Source organism: Enterovibrio makurazakiensis (genome assembly GCF_050336585.1).
GTDB classification, from domain to species: Bacteria; Pseudomonadota; Gammaproteobacteria; order Enterobacterales; family Vibrionaceae; genus Enterovibrio; species Enterovibrio gelatinilyticus.
In genome coordinates, this window is the sequence record NZ_JAKJSE010000019.1 from 81,233 (window position 1) to 100,552 (window position 19,320).

Annotated in this window: 16 protein-coding genes; 15 read left to right on the top strand and 1 reads right to left on the bottom strand. The window is 47.3% G+C overall.

Annotation, left to right across the window (positions count from 1 at the left end; genetic code table 11):
- The first annotated feature begins 12 nt into the window (after window positions 1-12).
- The 9 genes from pilM (at window position 13) to L4D06_RS15240 (ending at window position 8,811) form a co-directional block, all read left to right on the top strand.
- Window positions 13-945: a type IV pilus biogenesis protein PilM gene (pilM, locus tag L4D06_RS15200; RefSeq protein WP_429740322.1), complete on the top strand. Its 933-nt coding sequence runs from the start codon at window positions 13-15 to the stop codon at window positions 943-945.
- A complete protein-coding gene (locus L4D06_RS15205; protein WP_274166692.1) occupies window positions 942-1,529 on the top strand; it encodes a PilN domain-containing protein in 588 nt (195 codons plus the stop codon). The genes pilM and L4D06_RS15205 overlap by 4 nt, the downstream gene beginning before the upstream one ends.
- Window positions 1,519-2,112 (top strand): type IV pilus inner membrane component PilO, encoded by a 594-nt coding sequence (locus tag L4D06_RS15210; RefSeq protein ID WP_429740323.1) that lies wholly within the window; start codon window positions 1,519-1,521, stop codon window positions 2,110-2,112. The genes L4D06_RS15205 and L4D06_RS15210 overlap by 11 nt, the downstream gene beginning before the upstream one ends.
- Window positions 2,109-2,627, top strand: coding sequence for a pilus assembly protein PilP (locus L4D06_RS15215; protein ID WP_274166690.1), 519 nt, complete (start codon window positions 2,109-2,111; stop codon window positions 2,625-2,627). The genes L4D06_RS15210 and L4D06_RS15215 overlap by 4 nt, the downstream gene beginning before the upstream one ends.
- A 54-nt stretch (window positions 2,628-2,681) precedes the next feature.
- Window positions 2,682-4,403 carry a type IV pilus secretin PilQ gene (locus tag L4D06_RS15220; RefSeq protein WP_274166706.1) on the top strand — a complete coding sequence of 574 codons (1,722 nt, stop codon included), beginning with the start codon at window positions 2,682-2,684 and terminating at the stop codon, window positions 4,401-4,403.
- 284 nt (window positions 4,404-4,687) lie between these two features.
- Complete coding sequence (gene aroK / locus L4D06_RS15225; RefSeq protein WP_028025902.1) at window positions 4,688-5,206, top strand: shikimate kinase AroK; 519 nt, start codon at window positions 4,688-4,690, stop codon at window positions 5,204-5,206.
- Window positions 5,207-5,224: 18 nt separating this feature from the next.
- Window positions 5,225-6,301 (top strand): 3-dehydroquinate synthase, encoded by a 1,077-nt coding sequence (gene aroB, locus L4D06_RS15230; RefSeq protein WP_274166689.1) that lies wholly within the window; start codon window positions 5,225-5,227, stop codon window positions 6,299-6,301.
- Window positions 6,302-6,331: 30 nt separating this feature from the next.
- The gene (locus L4D06_RS15235) at window positions 6,332-7,873 is read left to right on the top strand and encodes an AAA family ATPase (RefSeq protein WP_429740342.1); all 1,542 of its coding nucleotides are present in this window, start codon (window positions 6,332-6,334) and stop codon (window positions 7,871-7,873) included.
- Window positions 7,874-7,977: 104 nt separating this feature from the next.
- On the top strand, window positions 7,978-8,811 hold the full coding sequence (locus tag L4D06_RS15240) for a Dam family site-specific DNA-(adenine-N6)-methyltransferase (RefSeq protein WP_274166687.1): 834 nt from the start codon (window positions 7,978-7,980) through the stop codon (window positions 8,809-8,811).
- Between the two features lie 41 nt (window positions 8,812-8,852).
- Here L4D06_RS15240 and L4D06_RS15245 read toward each other — a convergent pair whose 3' ends face one another.
- The gene (locus L4D06_RS15245; protein WP_429740324.1) at window positions 8,853-9,065 is read right to left on the bottom strand and encodes a DUF2970 domain-containing protein; all 213 of its coding nucleotides are present in this window, start codon (window positions 9,063-9,065) and stop codon (window positions 8,853-8,855) included.
- A 176-nt stretch (window positions 9,066-9,241) separates the two neighbouring features.
- Here L4D06_RS15245 and rpe point away from each other — a divergent pair, with 176 nt between their 5' ends.
- The 6 genes from rpe (at window position 9,242) to L4D06_RS15275 (ending at window position 19,266) form a co-directional block, all read left to right on the top strand.
- Window positions 9,242-9,916, top strand: a complete 675-nt coding sequence (rpe, locus tag L4D06_RS15250) for a ribulose-phosphate 3-epimerase (RefSeq protein ID WP_429740325.1) — start codon at window positions 9,242-9,244, stop codon at window positions 9,914-9,916.
- A 3-nt stretch (window positions 9,917-9,919) separates the two neighbouring features.
- Window positions 9,920-10,618: a phosphoglycolate phosphatase gene (locus L4D06_RS15255; RefSeq protein WP_429740326.1), complete on the top strand. Its 699-nt coding sequence runs from the start codon at window positions 9,920-9,922 to the stop codon at window positions 10,616-10,618.
- 83 nt (window positions 10,619-10,701) lie between these two features.
- A complete protein-coding gene (gene trpS, locus L4D06_RS15260; RefSeq protein WP_429740327.1) occupies window positions 10,702-11,718 on the top strand; it encodes a tryptophan--tRNA ligase in 1,017 nt (338 codons plus the stop codon).
- A gap of 247 nt (window positions 11,719-11,965) precedes the next feature.
- Window positions 11,966-14,785, top strand: coding sequence for an ExeM/NucH family extracellular endonuclease (locus L4D06_RS15265; RefSeq protein WP_429740328.1), 2,820 nt, complete (start codon window positions 11,966-11,968; stop codon window positions 14,783-14,785).
- Between the two features lie 190 nt (window positions 14,786-14,975).
- Window positions 14,976-18,308 carry a PAS domain S-box protein gene (locus L4D06_RS15270; protein ID WP_429740329.1) on the top strand — a complete coding sequence of 1,111 codons (3,333 nt, stop codon included), beginning with the start codon at window positions 14,976-14,978 and terminating at the stop codon, window positions 18,306-18,308.
- Window positions 18,298-19,266 carry a response regulator gene (locus tag L4D06_RS15275; protein ID WP_274166680.1) on the top strand — a complete coding sequence of 323 codons (969 nt, stop codon included), beginning with the start codon at window positions 18,298-18,300 and terminating at the stop codon, window positions 19,264-19,266. Before L4D06_RS15270 ends, L4D06_RS15275 begins: the two co-directional genes overlap by 11 nt.
- The last annotated feature ends 54 nt before the right edge of the window (window positions 19,267-19,320 follow it).

Sequence of the window (19,320 nt, forward strand, 5' to 3'; positions counted from 1 at the left end):
GTAGCACGGTAAATGTTTGGTGTAACAACGACTGTAGGCATTGATATTGGCACGAACACAGTGCGGGCGGCTTTACTTCAGCAACGCAATCAATCAGTCACGCTGAAAACGTTACTGGTTTCTCCTTATGACCCAGACACACTCGATACCGTATTAAAAAGTGTGAAAAAGCGTATTGCTAAGGCGTGCTCATTACCATGGCATTGGCCAAAGCATCAGATTATGGGTGTGCCGCAAAGTAGTATCGCTGTGAAGCGATTTCCAGTGCTAAAGGATGCTCCAGAGCATGAGCAGTTTGTGCAAGTTGGCTTGCAGCTATCTGAGAGTCTGGGGCTGCCATTTGATGAGCTCCTTTATGACTATCATACGCTTGCAGATAAAAGCGCCACTGAGGTATATGCCTGCCGAAAATCAATGTTGAATGACACATTAACGGGACTGGCTCAGGCTGGGTTCTCGTTGTCTGTAATTGAACTGCACACTCAGGCGTTAACGCGTTTATACCGAGAGCAATCAGACATTCAACTTGTGTCTGGGATTGGGTTGCTGGTGGATGTTGGCCTAGAGAGATTACAGATTTGTATGGGCGGAGAGCAATCAGGCCCGTTCTACCGCGAACTGCCGGCACCGATGCTGACTCAAACCAGCGATCCTTCGACAGATCGACATCTGTATACTGAGCAACTAGCCGATATCATCAAGCGACATTATCAACTCGCGGCAACTCAGCTTTCTGGCGCCGAAGTCTCTCACGTGTGGTTGTCGGGCGAGTGTGCAAAGCATGTCGACATCTTGCAACTTGAATCCCTCTTATCTTGGCCGACCCAAGCGTTGAATCCATTACGTGGATTGACGTATTCCCCCGCTCTTATTGAACAACTTAATGAGCCTGTGAGTGCCTGGTCTACCGCGATTGGTCTCGCGTTGCGAGGAGTTAACCAATGATTGTCAGTATTAACCTACTTCCATGGCGAGAGATAAATAGACAAGCAATACGTCGGCAGTTTTTTCAAAAAGTGGCATTGCTACTTGTTTTGTTGATGGCACTCACTGGATTTGGGCGCTGGATGATGAGTCAACAACTCGAGGCGCAAGAGGCTCGTAATGCGCGTTTGCAAACTGAGATAGACAGTTTGAATACCACCTTACGTGCGTTTGCGAAGCGGGAAGTAGAGCGAGATACGCTTCAACGGCGTTTAACGTTGGTGAATGCGCTACAAAAGCAGCGAAATAACGCCACATTGTTGTTTAACCTTTTACCTCAAATCACCCCTGATGGTGTGGTACTCGATAAAGTCTCGATGACATCTGGGAAAGTGAACATTGAAGGGCGAAGTCGATCCAATGCGCAGTTGGCCACATTGCTGGCATTGTTAGAGGCCGATCCTGCCGCTAGCCAAGTTCAAATACATTCCATCATCAGTGACTCGTCACGATCAACCTTTGTCGAAAAGCGATTTAAGGCAACCTTTGAGTTGGTGGGTTACGTGGTTCCTAACTTACCGCAGGAGAACACAGATGGCCGCTGATTGGCGTGATTGGGATATTGATGAAATCCCTGAATGGCCCGCAGTGGCGCAAAATCTGCTGCTGGGTGTTATCGCCCTAGGGTTGTTGGGCGCTGCGATGTTCTTTGTTGTATTGCCTGTGCAAGACGATATAAACATGGCAAAGCAAGAGGAGACACTGCTTCGCACTCAGTTTCGAATCAAAGCGGAACAAGTCGCCGCTTTGCCAAATGTTGAAGAGCAAATGGTTGAGCTGCAACGCTACTATGCGCGCTTAACACAGCAACTTCCGGCCGAAGATGAACTCGCCCTTTTACTGGCTGGGATTAATGATACGGGTCTGCAATATGGTTTGAGCTTTGAGCGTCTTAATTGGCGCAATGGCAAACGTATGGGTTGGCTGTATCAGATACCACTAGAGATAGAGCTAAAGGGTGACTATCGAAATGTTGGTCAATTCTCTGCTGCGCTAGCGCGTTTGCCGAGGATTGTCGCGCTTCAAAATTTCTCGATATCACGGGAGGGCAAGCAGAGTGACCTGAGGTTTACAGTTACGGCGCATACCTATCGATATGAAAACGCCAATAAGGGGGTAGCGCAATGAAGTATCCCTTAACACTGATAGCACTCGTCGTGCTGACGGGCTGTGAGCAAAAGGACGCCTCGCAAGAACTCGATCGCTTTATCGTGCAGACGTACTCTGCCGCAGAAGTGACGGCCACTCCGCTACCACCCGAACCTGTCTATGCGGCATTGCCGTTTAACCCAGCGGTAGACACCGATCCCTTTGTTTTACCAGCGGCTGAAGAAGAAGACACCTTGGCAAAAGGTGATTGCTGGCAGCCGAGTGATTTACCGAGCAGAGACTCGTTGGAAGGATATGAACTCGCGTCGTTAGATTTTAAAGGGGTTATTGGCTTGCCAGGCAGTTACTGGGCATTGGTTGAGGCACCCGATAGCACTATTCACCGAGTAGGGATAGGACGCATGATGGGTAACAATCGAGGTCGCGTCGATAGCATTAGTCAACACACGCTTTCTATTACCGAACACCTTCCAGACGGCCTTGGCTGCTGGCAGGTACGTAACGTCAGATTGGCACTAAATAACAACAAATAAGGGTAAACAATGAAAAGCCTGAGGGAAGGATGCCAAGGCAAAATGCGCAGAGGGATGCATTGGGCTCTCGCTGCGATATGTTTGCTTGTGACACCACTGGTGTTCGCAAGCAACCAGCTGCAAAACGTCGAGTTTTCAAAAGGGGAAAGCGGTAAAACACTTATCGTTCTTACTTTTGCCGAAAAGTCCGTGGTAACGAATTTTGGCAAAGAAGACAAAGCACTAGTTATCAACGCCAAAGCGACACAGGTTGAAGACAATCTGATTGGTTCACGAAGTCTCGATCAGATTGACACAACGGCAAAGTCTCTCGATGTACAAGCCGTCGATGATGATACCCAAGTCACTTTGACAACTTCTGGGTACTTTGGTTACGACTATTATCAAACCGACAATGTACTGACAGTGGAAGTGTTCCCGTTTTCATCGTTGCCGAAGAGCCAATCTAACAAAGACAAAAAAGCCAAGAAGAACGCCAATATCTCTATCAATTTCCAAGACATTTCAGTGCGTTCTGTCTTGCAGATGGTGGCAGAGCACAACGGATTTAACCTTGTTGTGTCGGATTCGGTCAACGGCACGTTGACCTTGAGGCTCGATGATGTGCCTTGGCAAAAAGCGCTTGATACCATCTTGAATGTGAAAGGCTTAGACAAGCGTCAGATGGGCAATATCTTGCTGGTGGCTCCCAAAGCAGAGTTGGATGAGCAAGAGCGCTTGGTGTTGGAGAAGCGCCGTAACGAAAGAGAATTAGCATCGCTGCGTTCAGAAGTGTTGCACATAAAATATGCCAATGCTGTCGATCTGAAAGATATGCTTGATGGTGGGGAAGATGAAGGCATCAGCTTGCTTACTGAGCGTGGCAGTATTGCGGTTGACCCTCGAACTAACGCCTTGGTGATCCGTGATCTCGCAGACAATATCGATGTGGTGAAATCGCTGATCGCTTCATTAGATATTCCTGTCGATCAGGTTGAAATCGAAGCGCGTATTGTGACAGTGGATGAGGGGACACTTGAAGAGATAGGTGTGCGTTGGGGTGTTGCCAACACTAACGGAAGTTTCACCACTGGCGGCTCAATTGAGAGCAACGTAGGGTGGGACAACAATTTCATTTCAGATAGAGACAGTGGAGATTTTATTACGGGTGGTGGAGGTTCAACGCCATCACAAAATAATATCGATGACTTCTTGAACGTGAATCTAGGGGCTGTCAGCCCGAACGCAGCCAGTATTGCGTTTCAGGTGGCGAACCTCGGTAAAGATTTGCTGCTGGATCTTGAACTATCGGCTTTGCAAGCAGAGTCACGCGCCGAAATTATTTCTTCGCCACGTCTACTTACCACCAATAAAACTGCGGCCTATATTGAACAGGGTACCGAATTACCTTATCTCGAGGCATCCTCCAGTGGTGCAGCTGCTGTGTCATTTAAGAAGGCGGTATTGAGCCTTTCTGTAACCCCTCAAATCACGCCAGATAATAAACTGGTGTTGGATTTGCAGGTCACCCAAGACAAGCCTGCTGGTACAGTTAAAGCCGGTACGGGTGAAGCAATGGCGATTAATACTCAGCGTATTGGCACTCAAGTTCTCGTTAATGACGGTGAAACCGTCGTGCTAGGGGGTATTTATCAACATGAAATGATGGAAGGTGTCGATAAAATCCCATTGCTTGGCGACATTCCTGGGATTGGTCAATTGTTCCGCCGAAATTATGAAACCATGGGCAAACGAGAGCTTCTTATCTTTGTTACACCAAGGATTATGGCGCAATAAAGTGATTTAACTCATTGTGTTATAGGTACTTGTGGTAACAAATATCCTACACAGGCTGAAGTGAGCACCAAGTGCTTGTTTCAGCCTGTTTCCTCGATAAACATGCCGTGCCCGTAAATTTAAACTGCCATAAAGGCGTATTTTAAGTTGCCAAAGGGCTAGTTGACCTGAGATAATTTTTGGTCTGATCACGAATTATCTGTGAGGAAATTGGCGCCTCGGGCTTTCAAGTAGCGAGCCTGCGGGCGGTGTTGTTTTCATTAACCGCGCGTATATTGCTTAAAATGGCTGAAAAACGAAATATCTTTCTTGTAGGTCCAATGGGGGCTGGCAAAAGCACAATTGGTCGACACCTAGCACAACAACTACACATGGAATTTTTTGACTCGGACACCGTGATTGAAGAGCGCACTGGTGCTGATATCGCATGGGTGTTTGATGTTGAAGGTGAAGAGGGATTCCGTGTTCGCGAAGAGAACGTCATCAACGACCTGACTGAAAAGCAAGGTATCGTACTGGCGACCGGTGGTGGTTCAATCTTGAGTAAAGAGAGCCGTAACCGTCTGTCCGCTCGTGGCATCGTTGTGTATCTTGAAACCACTATCGAAAAGCAGTTGGCACGAACTCAACGTGACAAGAAACGTCCATTGTTGCAAACCGATCAGCCTCGTGAAGTGCTGGAAGCGTTGGCACAAGAGCGTAACCCTCTTTACGAAGAAATTGCTGATTACGTAGTTCGTACTGATGATCAAAGTGCCAAAGTTGTGGCAAATCAAATCATCGAACTATTGGAAAATCACTAAGCACGAAAAAGGTATTCCATGGAAAGGATCGACGTAAACCTAGGCGACAGAAGTTACCCCATATCGATTGGTGAAGGATTGCTTTCCGATCCCACCTTCTTTTCTGATGCCAAAGGTCGTCAAGTGGTGGTTATCACAAACGATACCATTGCTCCGCTGTATGCGGATCGTCTCCTGAATACCTTGGAAAAAGCTGGTGGTACACCAGCTTTGCTTACCCTCCCTGATGGTGAGCAATACAAAACACTCGACACATTTAATACCATCAATACGTTTTTACTCGAGGGTAACTACGCTCGTGATGTATTGATTGTCGCCCTTGGCGGCGGTGTGATTGGTGATCTTGTAGGTTTTGCGGCTGCTTGTTATCAGCGTGGTGTGGACTTTATTCAAGTGCCTACCACTTTGTTGTCGCAAGTGGACTCCTCTGTGGGGGGGAAAACCGCGGTAAACCACCCTCTTGGCAAAAACATGATCGGCGCGTTTTACCAACCTAAAGCGGTCGTAATTGATATTGATGTTATGCAAACGCTACCTGCCCGTGAGTTCGCAGCAGGTATGGCAGAAGTTATCAAATACGGCATTATTGCTGACAGCGCATTCTTTACATGGTTGGATGACAACTATTCAGCGCTGAATCAGCTAGACTCCGCAGCTTTGGTGTATGCCATTAAACGTTGCTGTCAAATCAAAGCTGACGTCGTCGCTGAAGATGAAAAAGAGTCTGGTGTTCGTGCTTTGCTCAATCTTGGCCATACTTTTGGTCATGCGATTGAAGCAGAAATGGGCTATGGCAACTGGCTACATGGTGAAGCGGTTTCCGCAGGTACTGTGATGGCAGCTAAAACGGCTCAGTATCAACAATTGCTCTCGCAGGAAGATGTTAGCCGTATCACTTCCTTGCTAGAAAAATCGAATCTCCCCGTGAAAGCACCTGCCAGCATGGACTATGATGCCTTTATTAAGCACATGAAACGCGACAAAAAAGTGCTTTCAGGGCAACTTCGCTTTGTGCTGCCAACGTCTATTGGCACCGCTGAAGTAGTTGCAAACGTGACTCCCGAGACGCTTGCTGAGGTCATAAAGACACACTAAGCGGGTTTGTATATGACAGGCTCCCAAGACATGATCGCACTGGATTTAGATAGCCAAATCCAGTTGTTGTCAAGAATACAGTTTCTTACTCGATTCAGTTCTAACCTAGTCCAAGTCACCGGTGAACCCGGTGCAGGCAAGACGTGGCTAAGCGAACGCTACCTCGAGAATTGGGCCAATGAGCCTACTCAATCCCTTCTTATCTGCAATCCTAGCCAGCAAGATGCGCAGCACCGCGCCATTATTTTGCGTCAGATCGTCCGAGACGGTGTTTTCAATGAACAAGATTCGATGCTACAAAGCCTCGAATATATGCTCGAAGGTCGAAGTGTTCATGCGCTGGTTGTCATTGATGATGCGCAGCGTTTGAGTGCCAACATCATTGCTGAATTGTGGGCACTAGTGACCGAATCACAACAACGCGATGGTTGGCAAATCAATGTGTTACTGTTTAGTCTCAAAGGGAAACTAAATAAGTGGCTACATAAAGTATCTTATGGTCAGGGTGTTAAACCACTCGAACTAGAAGTCAGCCCTTTGGCTGACAATGAACGCGAAATGTTCATTGAAGTGATGATGGTTAGCCGTCAACTGGATGCTTCTCAGCGCAGAGCGCTAAAGCAAAAAGCAGCATCATTGCCTTCGTTACCCGGCGCTTTACGAGGGCTGGAACAGCAGGAGACCTCCTTAATGGAAGAGAAAAAACGCCGCTCCCCATTACCGTTACTCATTTTAGTACTGCTTTTACTGGCCATCGGTGGTGGTATTGTGTGGTGGTCAATGATGCCTCAAACTCATCAAGAAGAAGTGGTAGACATGCCAGATGGTGTGAAGGCTCTCGCTGATATTTTGGAAGAAAAAGAGCAAGAAATAGCGGCACAGACAAACGGTGATGCATCGATGTCGGGCGAGCTAAAAGACTCTTCAGTGGTGCTTGATGACACTATGGCTTTGCCTGATACCTTAGTCGTTGAAGGTATGACGGTTGGTCGTCGTGACCAAGACCGTCGTATTGTGGTGCCGGATAATGTGGTTGACGCCATCATGGATGATCAACAAATCGGTGGTGATGGAACCAATGCTGTGGCTGAACCGTTGATCCCTGAATTGGCTCAACCTGAAAGCGTGCCAATGTCTGAGTCTGCAGAAACGCCCCCTACAGTGACGGATGCAGTGGTATCACAGGACGTTGTTACAGCTGTAAATAAGCCATCTACAACCCAGCCAACGACGCAAGCATCGACACAAGATAAACCTGTTGCGACTGATGTTCCTATGGCTAACCAGTTACTACTGACCGTCCCGAAAGCGCGTTATGCGTTGCAGCTTGCAGCATTGCAATCAAAGACTGCCGTTAGCGAGTTTTTGGATCAATACGCTCTGCAAGGTAGAGCTTTGGTTTACGAGACTCGTCGAAATGGTGAGTCTTGGTACATGGTGTTGCTCGGCGACTACCCAACGGTGGCTGAAGCACGACGTGCTGAATTGGCTTTATCTGCCGATGTTCGAGGCTTAAATCCGTGGGCGAAATCCTTCACGCAGATTCATAAAGAGATAGGACTGGTTAATTAACCGCACTTGAGCGTCACGTCAGGTGCGAAATTACGCTGATTGATGGTTAAAAATGAGATACAATCCGCCACCTTTCGAGCATCTGTGGTAGTGGATACACATTAATGAAAAAGCATCGCGCCTTTCTTAAGTGGGCTGGGGGTAAATACTCTCTGGTTGACGATATCCGCAAACATTTGCCAGAAGGCAAAAAGCTGATTGAGCCATTCGTTGGCGCGGGTTCGGTGTTTTTGAATACTGACTTCGAACAATACCGTCTTGCTGACATTAATCCAGATTTGATTAATCTTTATAATCTGCTCAAACAAGAGCCGCATCGCTATATTGATGATGTGCGAACCTTGTTTACGCAAGAGTACAATCAAAAAGAAGCTTACCTTTCTATTCGCGAAGAGTTTAACGCCACCACTGACCCGTATTTGCGTTCGCTTTACTTCTTGTACATGAACCGCCACGGTTTTAACGGCCTTTGCCGTTACAATAAAAAAGGTGGCTTCAATGTGCCATTTGGCTCTTACAAGAAACCTTATTTCCCTCAGGCCGAACTGGAGTTTTTCTCAGAGAAATCCAAAAAGGCGACGTTTGTATGTGAAGGTTATGAGCAAAGCTTTAAGAGTGCGCGCCGTGGCAGTGTGATTTATTGCGATCCTCCTTATGCACCGCTTTCGTCAACGGCGAACTTCACTACCTATTCGAGTGGCGGATTTAGTCTCGATGACCAAGCGATTCTTGGCGATTTAGCCCGAAAAGCTGCGATGGATAAGAGTGTTCCTGTGCTGGTTTCAAACCACGATACACCGTTGACGCGCAGTCTATACCATGGTGCACACCTCAACGTGGTAAGAGTCAAGCGGACGATCAGTCGCAATGGCAGTGGCAGAAACAAAGTGAATGAGTTGCTGGCGCTATTTGCATGCGAAAGTCCGGAATCACCGTAGTCTGAGGATACCTGAGCATCTTCAAATCGCTGGGGTATCGTTTAATTTGGCGTGATTAACGCCACCACACCAATCAATCCCAACACAAAGAACACGACAAATAGAATACCGACCAATAGATAGGGCGCCATACTGGCTTGCTTGAAATCTCGCTGTCGATTTTTGTCTGATTGCACGCCAAACATGGCGGCAAAAACACTTTTCACTACTTCCCAAATCCCGACTTTTTCGGGTTGTCGATCTGTGTCGTGCATGATGGCTCTCTTGTAGTATCTGATTGTTCTGACACCAGCTTAGCCCATTTGTACTGGCATCACTTGCACCATCTATAAAACGAACACGTTATGGTATCAATCAGAGGATCTGATAAGACAGACGGCCTTGGATCGGGTAGAATTGCGCCGACTTTTGGGCTTAGTGAGGCTATAGAATGAAGGATTTTCTGATTGCGCCGTCGATTCTTTCGGCGGATTTCGCACGTTTAGGTGAAGACGTCGAAAGAGTTCTGGCAGCGGGTGCTGATGTGGTGCATTTCGATGTCATGGACAATCACTATGTACCAAACCTCACGTTTGGTGCACCTATCTGTAAAGCTCTTCGTGACTATGGCATTACTGCGCCGATCGACGTTCATCTGATGGTGAAACCGGTAGATCGCATTATTCCTGATTTTGCGAAAGCTGGCGCGAGCATGATTACCTTCCACGTGGAAGCGAGTGATCATGTTGACCGCAGCTTGCAGCTGATCAAAGAGCATGGCTGCCAAGCAGGCGTGGTATTTAACCCTGCGACGCCATTGCATCACCTAGACCACATCATGGACAAGGTGGACTTAATCTTACTGATGTCGGTAAACCCTGGCTTTGGTGGTCAGTCATTTATTCCCGAAACGCTAAATAAACTGCGTGAAGTACGTCGTCGTATTGATGAAAGCGGTCGTGATATCCGTCTTGAAATTGATGGTGGCGTAAAAGTCGATAATATCCGTGAAATTGCAGAAGCGGGTGCGGATATGTTTGTGGCGGGCTCCGCTATCTTCAGTCAGCCAGACTACAAAGCCGTGGTCGACGAAATGCGAGCTGAACTGAGTAAAGTAGGAAAATAATTCGTGACGGTAACTTTTGAATCGATCAAATACATCGCGTTTGATCTAGATGGCACCTTGGTAGATAGCGTGCCAGATTTGGCTGAAGGCATTCGTATGGCATTGGCAGATGTTAATCTGTATACAGTGACTGACGACGAAGTGCGTAATTGGATTGGTAACGGCGCTGAGATTATGCTCAAGCGCGCACTTAGCCAAAGTGTGACAATTCGTCCGGACATCGATGAATCTCTTTATCGCCAAGTGCGCGAACGTTTTGATTTTCACTATGCCAACAATGGGCATGGTAAAACCATCGTTTACCCAGGCGTAAGAGAAACCCTGAGTGCTTTGCTAGCCGCAGGCTACACACTAGGCATTGTCACTAACAAGCCGTATCAATTTGTGCCAGAAATTCTGGCTGACTTGGATCTCGCGCATTATTTTACCGATGTGATTGGTGGGGACTCTTTGCCAACCAACAAGCCAGATCCTGAAGGTTTGTTTAGTCTTCGTGATAAGCATGGTCTAAGCAACGACCAAATGCTGATGGTCGGTGATTCTAAAAACGATATTCTTGCCGCAAAAAATGCAGGCTTTGCCTCGGTTGGCCTGACTTACGGGTACAACTATGGAGAGCCTATCAGCGATAGCGCTCCAGAGTTTGTTGCTGAACACTTCAATCAGCTTTTAACGGTTCTCAGCACCGAAAAAACAGCGTAAATTAAAAACGATTAGAATTTTCTCGAACAGACAGCCAGCGTGTGGTCACGCTGGCTGAATTGACTGACAGGAACAGAAAGAACATGAGTAATCCTTCGACCAAACCCATTGTACTTAGCGGTGTTCAACCTTCCGGTGAACTTAGTATCGGCAACTACATCGGAGCTTTGCGTCAGTGGGAACAAATGCAAGATGACTTCGATTGCCAGTACTGCATCGTAGACTTGCATGCGATCACTGTTCGTCAGGAAGCAGAAAAGCTGCGTGAAGCAACACTGGACTCTCTCGCTTTATGCCTAGCGGTAGGCGTGAGTCCTGAAAAAAGTAACCTGTTCATTCAATCGCATGTGCCTGAACACGCACAATTGGGTTGGGTGCTGAACTGCTATACACAAATGGGTGAGCTTAACCGCATGACCCAGTTCAAAGACAAATCAGCACGTCACGCAGAAAACATTAACGCCGGCTTGTTCGGATACCCAGTATTGATGGCAGCAGACATTCTTCTGTATCAAGCCAATCAAGTGCCTGTGGGTAATGACCAGAAGCAACACTTGGAACTGGCGCGTGATATCGCAACTCGTTTCAACAACGTGTACGGCGACGTATTCAGTGTGCCAGAACCGTATATCCCACAAGTGGGTGCACGAGTAATGAGTCTTCAAGATCCGACGAAGAAAATGTCGAAGTCTGATGATAACCGCAACAATGTGATTGGCCTGCTTGAAGATCCGAAAGCTATTGCGAAGAAAATCAAACGTGCAATGACTGACTCAGAAGAGCCACCACGCGTTCTTTTTGATATTCAAAATAAGCCGGGTGTGGCGAACTTAATGGGTTTGATGTCCGTTGCAACGGGCAAAACGTTTGCTGAGATTGAAGCAGACTACGCCGACAAAATGTATGGTCATTTGAAGACGGACACCGCAGAAGCCGTTGTCGCTATGCTTGAGCCTGTTCAGCAGCGTTATGCAGAATTCCGTCAAGATCGTGCTTACTTGGATCAAGTGATGAAAGCGGGTGCAGAAAAAGCCTCTCAGCGTGCAGCCGTTACCTTGAAGAAAGTGTACGAAGCCGTGGGTTTTGTGACTCGCCCTTAACGTGCACCGTTGAATACCAAAAAGCAGCGTTCGCGCTGCTTTTTTTGTTTCTAGTCTCGCCAATATCCCTTAACTTGCGACGAACTTAACGATTTCGTTTTGTGTTGAAGCTTGCATCAATATCCAATTTCCCGAACAAACGCCCTTCCTTCTTTCGGCGATCTGCGGTTTTCATCACGCAAATGAAATCTCAGGCTGTTAAATCATTTGTTGTGTTTATGACTTCGCACGCAAAAAAGGACAGCAAATGAAGATCTCAACATGGAGCTCCCTAGCTCTCGCATTAAGTGTGGCTTTGCCTGCCAGCGCAGACGTATTGATAACCGAGTATGTCGAAGGTTCATCAAATAATAAGGCAATTGAAATTTCCAACCTCGGTGCCTCTGCGGTAAACCTTGATAACTGGTCGCTTAAACTCGCGTTCAACAGTAACACCACTTTCTCGTCGACCATTGCGTTATCGGGTTCATTGGCGGCGGGTGACAGCTTCGTTGTTGGACACAGTAGCGCTTCTGCAGATATTACAGATGTCAGTCAGATCACTACGGGTTCCTTAGGATTTAACGGCAATGATGTTGTGGCTTTGGTCGATGATGGCGATAACATTATTGATAGCTTAGGCGAACTCGCACTGGGTTCGAACTATGCGGTGAATACGACGCTGCGCCGTCAAGATGGCAGCACTGGTCGCACCGATATCACGACGGCGTTTGATTCGTCGATTGAATGGCAATCATACGCACAAGATACCTTTGATGGATTGGGGTGCAGCGGCCTTGATGCTTGTGATGGCGGCGGAGGTGGGGGAGGAAATACCTTCACATGTGATGACGAGACCTTGACGCCAACCTATGCGGTACAAGGCAGTGGTGCGCGCAGTCCTCTAGTGCCTGATGGCAGCTTTGAAAGTGAAGATAGCTACTTTGTGTCCGGTGTCGTTACTGCGGTCACGACGAGCTTGTACAAGGGCTTTTGGATTCAAGATGCCAATGGTGACGGAGATTCAGCCACGTCTGATGGTTTATTTGTGTTTACAGGCCAAGCGCCAACCGACATCGAGCCCGGAATGCAGGTATGTGCTGGAGGCAAAGTTAAAGAATTCTTCAATCTCACCGAGCTTGATGCATCAGGCGATAAGTGGGAAGTCATCGAGACAGTTGGCGAATTGGCAGCGACCGAACTTGCGGTCAGCGAGGGCGAGTCTCTTGATGATGCACTGGAGCGTCATGAAGGGATGAAGGTACGTTTGACGCAAACCAGCGAGATGGTAGTGACACGTAACTTCGGCTTTGACTTTGATGCGTTCAGAAACAATATGGTGTTGTCCCATGAAGCACCATTATTCAAGCCAACGCAGCTTCATATTGCTGGCTCACAAGAAGCAGCAGATTTGGCGGCGGCGAACGATGCCAACCAACTGTTTATAGAGTCAGATGAAAAAGCGCCAGATGGCGTTGTCCCTTACTTCCCTGGACTAGATGCCGAGCAAGGTTATATCCGGGTCGGAGATACGGTCACTAATCTGGAAGGTGTGTTGGGCTATAGCTTTAGTGATTACCGTCTGGTGGTAACGAATGAGCTCACTGCAGGAGACTTTGTGCGAGAGCAAGACAGAACGGCTGCACCACAAACATTTGATAACACCAACCTGAAAGTCGCTAGCTTTAACGTACTGAACTATTTCACCAGCGCCAGTGCGATTGGTGGTGCTCTGAATGTGACGTGTGATGACCAAGCAGATGCGGATGCATCTCGTGGTTGTAACCGTGGCACGAAAGACGCGGCGGAATTTGCGTTACAACAAGCCAAAATCGTGAATGCACTGACCGCAATGGATGCAGATATTGTTGGCTTGATGGAAATCGAAAATAACGGATTTGCGGATACGGGCGCATTGGCTAATTTGGTGGCGGAATTAAACAGTCGCTTTGCCGATGAAGCGGAGCATTATTCGTATATTACTCCTGCTGCTTCCGATCTGACTGAAGGAGCATTCCTAGGAGGGGATGCCATTCAAGTTGCCGTGATTTACCGTGATGCAGTTGTGTCTCCATCGGGTGATGCAGTGGTTGTACGTATGCCTGAACAGCATATTTCGGGTGAAAATCCTGATGGTGAAACGCGTCAATTAGACAAGTTCCAACGTGATAGCTTGCTACAAACGTTCAATGTGGTTGAAGGTGAAACACTTTCAGTGGCGGTGAGCCATTTCAAATCGAAAGGCTCAGGTTGCTATGAAGACTGGATTGCGGGTGAGTTCAGTGACGACCCTGCCGATCTTCAAGGTCGCTGTAATGAATTCCGTGTTTCTGCGGCAGAAACGCTGGGCAATGCGCTCAGCGACATTCAAGGTGATGTGATTGCATTGGGTGATTTTAATGCCTACGGGCGAGAAGATCCGATGCGTGTCTTTACTGACTACGATTCAGCGAGTGCCGAACGCAAGATTGTAACCGCTGCGGGGACATCCATTGCTGGCGTCACGCTCGACGACGTTGCGCGAGAAGTTGGAGATGGCTTTGGCTACGTGAATTTGGCAACGTATGCGCTTGGTGATGATGCGTTCTCTTACACCTTTGATGGTGAACTGGGCAGCTTAGATCATGCTGTTGGTAATGCCAGTGTGGTGGAGAAAGTCACAGGGGTTGAAGATTGGCACATTAACTCGGTAGAGAGTTCATTATTTGAGTACTCCGGACGCTTCACCGGCGATCTGGTTAAATCAGATAACGCCTATTCTTCGTCCGACCACGACCCCGTTGTGATTAGCCTGCAGTATGCAGTAGCACCGCAGAAGTTCACTCTGAGATTTAAGAACAAGAGCTTTTTCTGGGTGCAACCTACGATCAATGGACAAGTGGATTCATCACGCCCTTGGTTACGTTGGAAAAGTAATCGTAAGTACAACCAAGACAGTCAATTCCTCGCTGATCAAGGGATTGGCTTTGGTGATTCAGTCTCGCTAGGCATGCGCCTGTGGGGATTCATTGATATCCCATGTGGCCAAGCCACGCTTGACGAGAAAACCAAGGCGGTGTTCCGTCGCTTTAGCTGCAATATTAAGTAACAGCATCTTTGCCAAACAATAGGCTCCTTCGGGAGCCTTTTTTTCATCCATCTTTTAAAGGGTTGCACGCCAATTCTTGACGACGCTTGCCGATTCTTGACTACGCTTATAGGTGTCTCATTAAAGAGGTGAAAATCTCTTTAATGAGCAAGATCCCTTCGTATCACTTTGAGTTAAATCGGTAGCATGCATGTCAATTATTGAATCATTGTCATTATTTTTCCTGCCTTCCGTGACGTTTCAGCCTTTGCCACACAGCTTCACAGGGCCGTGGGTATTGCTGACAGCATCGGTGGCAACGTTCGCGACGGTGACGTTTGCTTTCTTGCATAGGCCTTTGCAGGAAAAAAGATCCTCTCTGTTTCAATTTTCCCCGATTCTAGTGAATGCGGTTGCGTTGACTGTAGGCATGGCACTGATGCCCATTGGGACCGTGCTATCGGTGTCATCGTTTCAAAATGAAGGCTTTTTGCCTGCCATGTTTGCCATGCCAACGGTTATCACTTTCTACTTTAATTTGGTTGCTTTGAGGCTGATTGCTTATCAATCGAACCCACCGATTAAAATATTCATGGCCGCTGGGATGCTATCTGTGTCAATGGTTGTGCAAAATATCTTGGTGTATGCCGGTATTAATGGTGTCGCGATTGCACATTTTGATATGGCGGTTTTCACCATGGCTTCGGCGGCAGGGGGAGCGTTAATCACGTTTGCATTGTGGTCACGTTTTTCCAAACACAGGAGCGTGACGCAGGAACGGGATATCTCTGGGGCGTTAACCAGTGGTTTGTGTTTTGCGCTGGCGTTGCTCCTATGCGCAATACTCTCGTGCGAAGCGATTTCACTGTCTTCGCAGCCCAACCGCATTGACTTGCGTCCCTATGAGGTGCGGGATGTTTTGATGATCCTGACATTTATTGTCAGCTTTGTATTGTTGTTTAGTCTGTTAGCGAATGCTTACTTCAGTGTAAAAGCGCAAGCGATTCGACTCGGGCAGAGAGAGGAAAAGCTAGATTCAATTCTAGAGACAGCAACCGAAGCGGTTATTTCTATCGATAGCAAAGGCAAGATTACCTTCTTTAACCCTGCAGCAGAAAAAGTGTTTGGCTGGTATGCATCAGATGCTGTGGGTAAAAACATCCGTATCTTGGTTACTGATGAGCATCAGCATCGACACGACATGTACATTCATAATTTTCTTGATAATCGAGAGTCAGGGGTCGTGAATAGTGTCCGTGAGGTGATGGCAAAGCACAAAGATGGTTCTGTGTTTCCAGTGAGGCTGGCCATTGGATACCAGCAGAAAGGCGATGAACATTGTTTTGTTGGCATTATCTCTGACATCTCAGAGCAGCGACACCTTGCGTGGGCGTTGAGAGAGAATGCAAAACAATACCGATCCTTAGTGGCCAATCTCCCGTGTATGGCCTTTCGAGAAATGACTGGTGCGACGCGTCATATGGTGTATATCAGCGAAGCCGCGAAGTCGATGACGGGGTATAGCGCATCCATACTGACTGGTGAGAATGGCGTTTCTCACTTTGTTGATAGGATTCACGTTGAAGATACTGCGAATTATCGTAAAACGAGGGAAGTCGCATCAAGGCGGAACGGAAAATATGACTGTGAGTATCGGTTCATGAGCCGAGACGACGAGGAAAAATGGTTTTGGGAAATTGGTCATAGTTATCGTGCCGAGGATGGCAGTGCGTGGATTGACGGCATCATTGTCGACATTACCGACAAGCGAGAAGAAGAAAAAGAGATCGAAGAGAAAATACGCTTAGCAGATAAGGCATCACAGTCGAAAGCTTCATTTCTGGCAAACATGAGTTATGAGTTTCGTTCTCCAATGAACTCGATATTGGGGTTAACGGAAGTGTTGATCGACGAACAAAATAATCCCATTCATCGTCATCATTTGGAAGTCATCCGAGAATCGGGTAACAGCTTATTGAAGCTCATCAATGACATTCTTGATACCTCGAAACTAGAAAGCCAATCTTTGCCGCTCGACATCAATGATTTCTCGTTAGTTCAGCTTTGCCGTCAAATAGAGTTTATTGCTAGAGAAACGGTACAAGCCCGAGAGTTGCAGGTGTCTCTTCATTACAGCCACCATCTCAGAGAGCATTACGTGGGTGATTCTCGCCGCATTAAGCAGTTACTCCAAAACATGATGCGAAGTGCGTTAACGAAAACCGACAAAGGTAACGTCGCGCTTCACGTCCTCCCGACAGGCGATATGGTGCGTTTTGCGGTGGCGAGTTACTCCTTTGAAAACGATAAAGCGTTGACTGCAGATGCGGAAAAATCAGGCCAAACCTTATCTGCCACTTTAGTGACACAGCTTATTGAGCTGATGAATGGCAGTTTATGGTTTGATGGCGAATCCATACATGGTTCTGTGGTGTATGCCGACTTACCGATCATTTTGGCTCAACACAGCGCTCAGCTTAGCGGTGAAACTGTTCGCTACGCACTGCCACCATTAGAAGTGTTAGTGATTGATGATGTGCAACGAAACCAACAAGAATTGAGAGACATGCTGTTGCGCCAAGGTGTGAAAGTGTTGACCTTCACGGACATTGAGGCGGCAGAAGACGTGATTAAAACGCAGCAGGTGGATGTTGTCTTATTCGATGCGTATTTGGATGAGCAACGTTATCCCTCTCCTGAAACGTTGCGCCAATGGTCTGAGCAAAGTGGGTCAGATTCGCTGAGGGTCATTGCGATGAAACTGTCCGTTGATCCAACACCTGATGAAGAATGGGCCAAGAATGGTTTTGATGGTGTGGTTGAAAAACCATTTTTCAGTGATGCCGTACTCGAAGTATTGAAGCAGTGCTGTGGTTGTGCCGATGAAAATGTCACAACTATCAACTTGGCACATCAGGAAAAAGAGAGGGAATACTTCAATGATGCATGGGCATTCCAGCACTGGCCAACGTCAGAGATTTTGTTAGGTGTCGTAGCAGAATACCGGACTAACTATTTTGGTCTTTCGCTTCATGTGAGAGAGATTTTAAGCGAGCAACCCGAAGCAGTAGAACGATTGCTCTCTGAAGCCATTGATGGTGCTCATCACATAGGTTTTCAGCGGCTTGAACAAGACATGACACGATTGCTTTCTTACATTGAGGGTGGAGACATTGCAAAAGCTGAATCCAAACTCGATGGGCTGGAGGCCTGCATGACTAACACATTTGACATGGCTCTGGCCTATCTTGGAATACGTTCTGATGAATTAGACAGCGACCTAGCGTTAGTCAAACTATCGCAAGAAGCGTTTGCTCGTAAAACCGAAGTGTTTATTAGTAAGTTGTCAGAAGGTCAATTTGACGACACGTTATATAAAGAGCTCGTCCCCACGATGGCCAGCTTTGTCGCGCCTTCACTACTTTCAAAGTTTGTCGCGTCGATAGAAAGTTTTGAACTTGATGAGGCATACAGTTTGATCTTAACCATGATGGATAAGATGCCAAACTCGCAGCGTAATGGAGTCCAAAGTTATGGCATATAAAATTCTTGTTGTTGATGATGAACCCAGCAACCTGCACGTCATGAGAACAATATTGCAAGACCAATACACGCTCATTTTTGCCAAAAGTGGAGAGCGAGCGATAGAACTCACGATGCAACAAAAGCCCGATTTAATCTTGCTCGATATTATGATGCCGGGTATGAACGGCTATGAAGTGTGTCGCCAGCTAAAAAGTGAACGGACGGTTTGCCATATTCCTGTGGTGATAGTTTCGGCACTGGATGAATATCAGAGCGAGGTGGAAGGGCTTAAAAGTGGAGCTGCTGATTTTTTGATTAAACCCGTTTCCCCTGAATTGGTCAGAAGTCGTGTCGCGAATTTGCTCGGGGAATCCCGAGCGAAAAACATGCGCGAAAACTACCAATTGGTCATGAATCAAATTGCCGCTGTGGCAGCGCTTCATAATAACTTAGTGGAGATTTCGGCGCCTCGAATAGCGCAATTGTGCGAGTGGTTAGCCTTGCAATATGGCCTCACGAAATCAAAAGCGGAAGACATTTCATTGGCGTATCCGTTATGTGCCATTGGTGAGCTTTGGGATGATGGGGGCAATAACACATCTGCAGAAAGCCGAAGCATGTTACTTCTTTCTGAGGCCACCAAAGGGTTTGCGTGTTTGTCGGTTACGCTACTGACTTATAAAAACACACGTTGGGACGGTGCCGGTTTTCCTGAAATTGAAGGGGAGAAAATCCCCGAAGAGTGCCGTGTTGTCAGTGCTGCTGAGTTGTTGGATGCAGAAATCGAACGGCAGGAAGGCAGCGTTGAGCAGCGAGTGCTTGGAGCGCTTCAGGCTATTTCGCAGCAGGCGGGCACCTTGGTGGACCCTAGACTTATCCATATACTCGACACGCAGAGTGATATGCTCATTAAACATTATGCACTTTGGCTTTCTACGCCATGGCCAACGCCTATTCTTCCTATCAATGAGTTCTAGCGTTGCAGCTGATGCAGTGCGCAGATGCCTGTGGTAGCATTTGCGCCCAGTTCC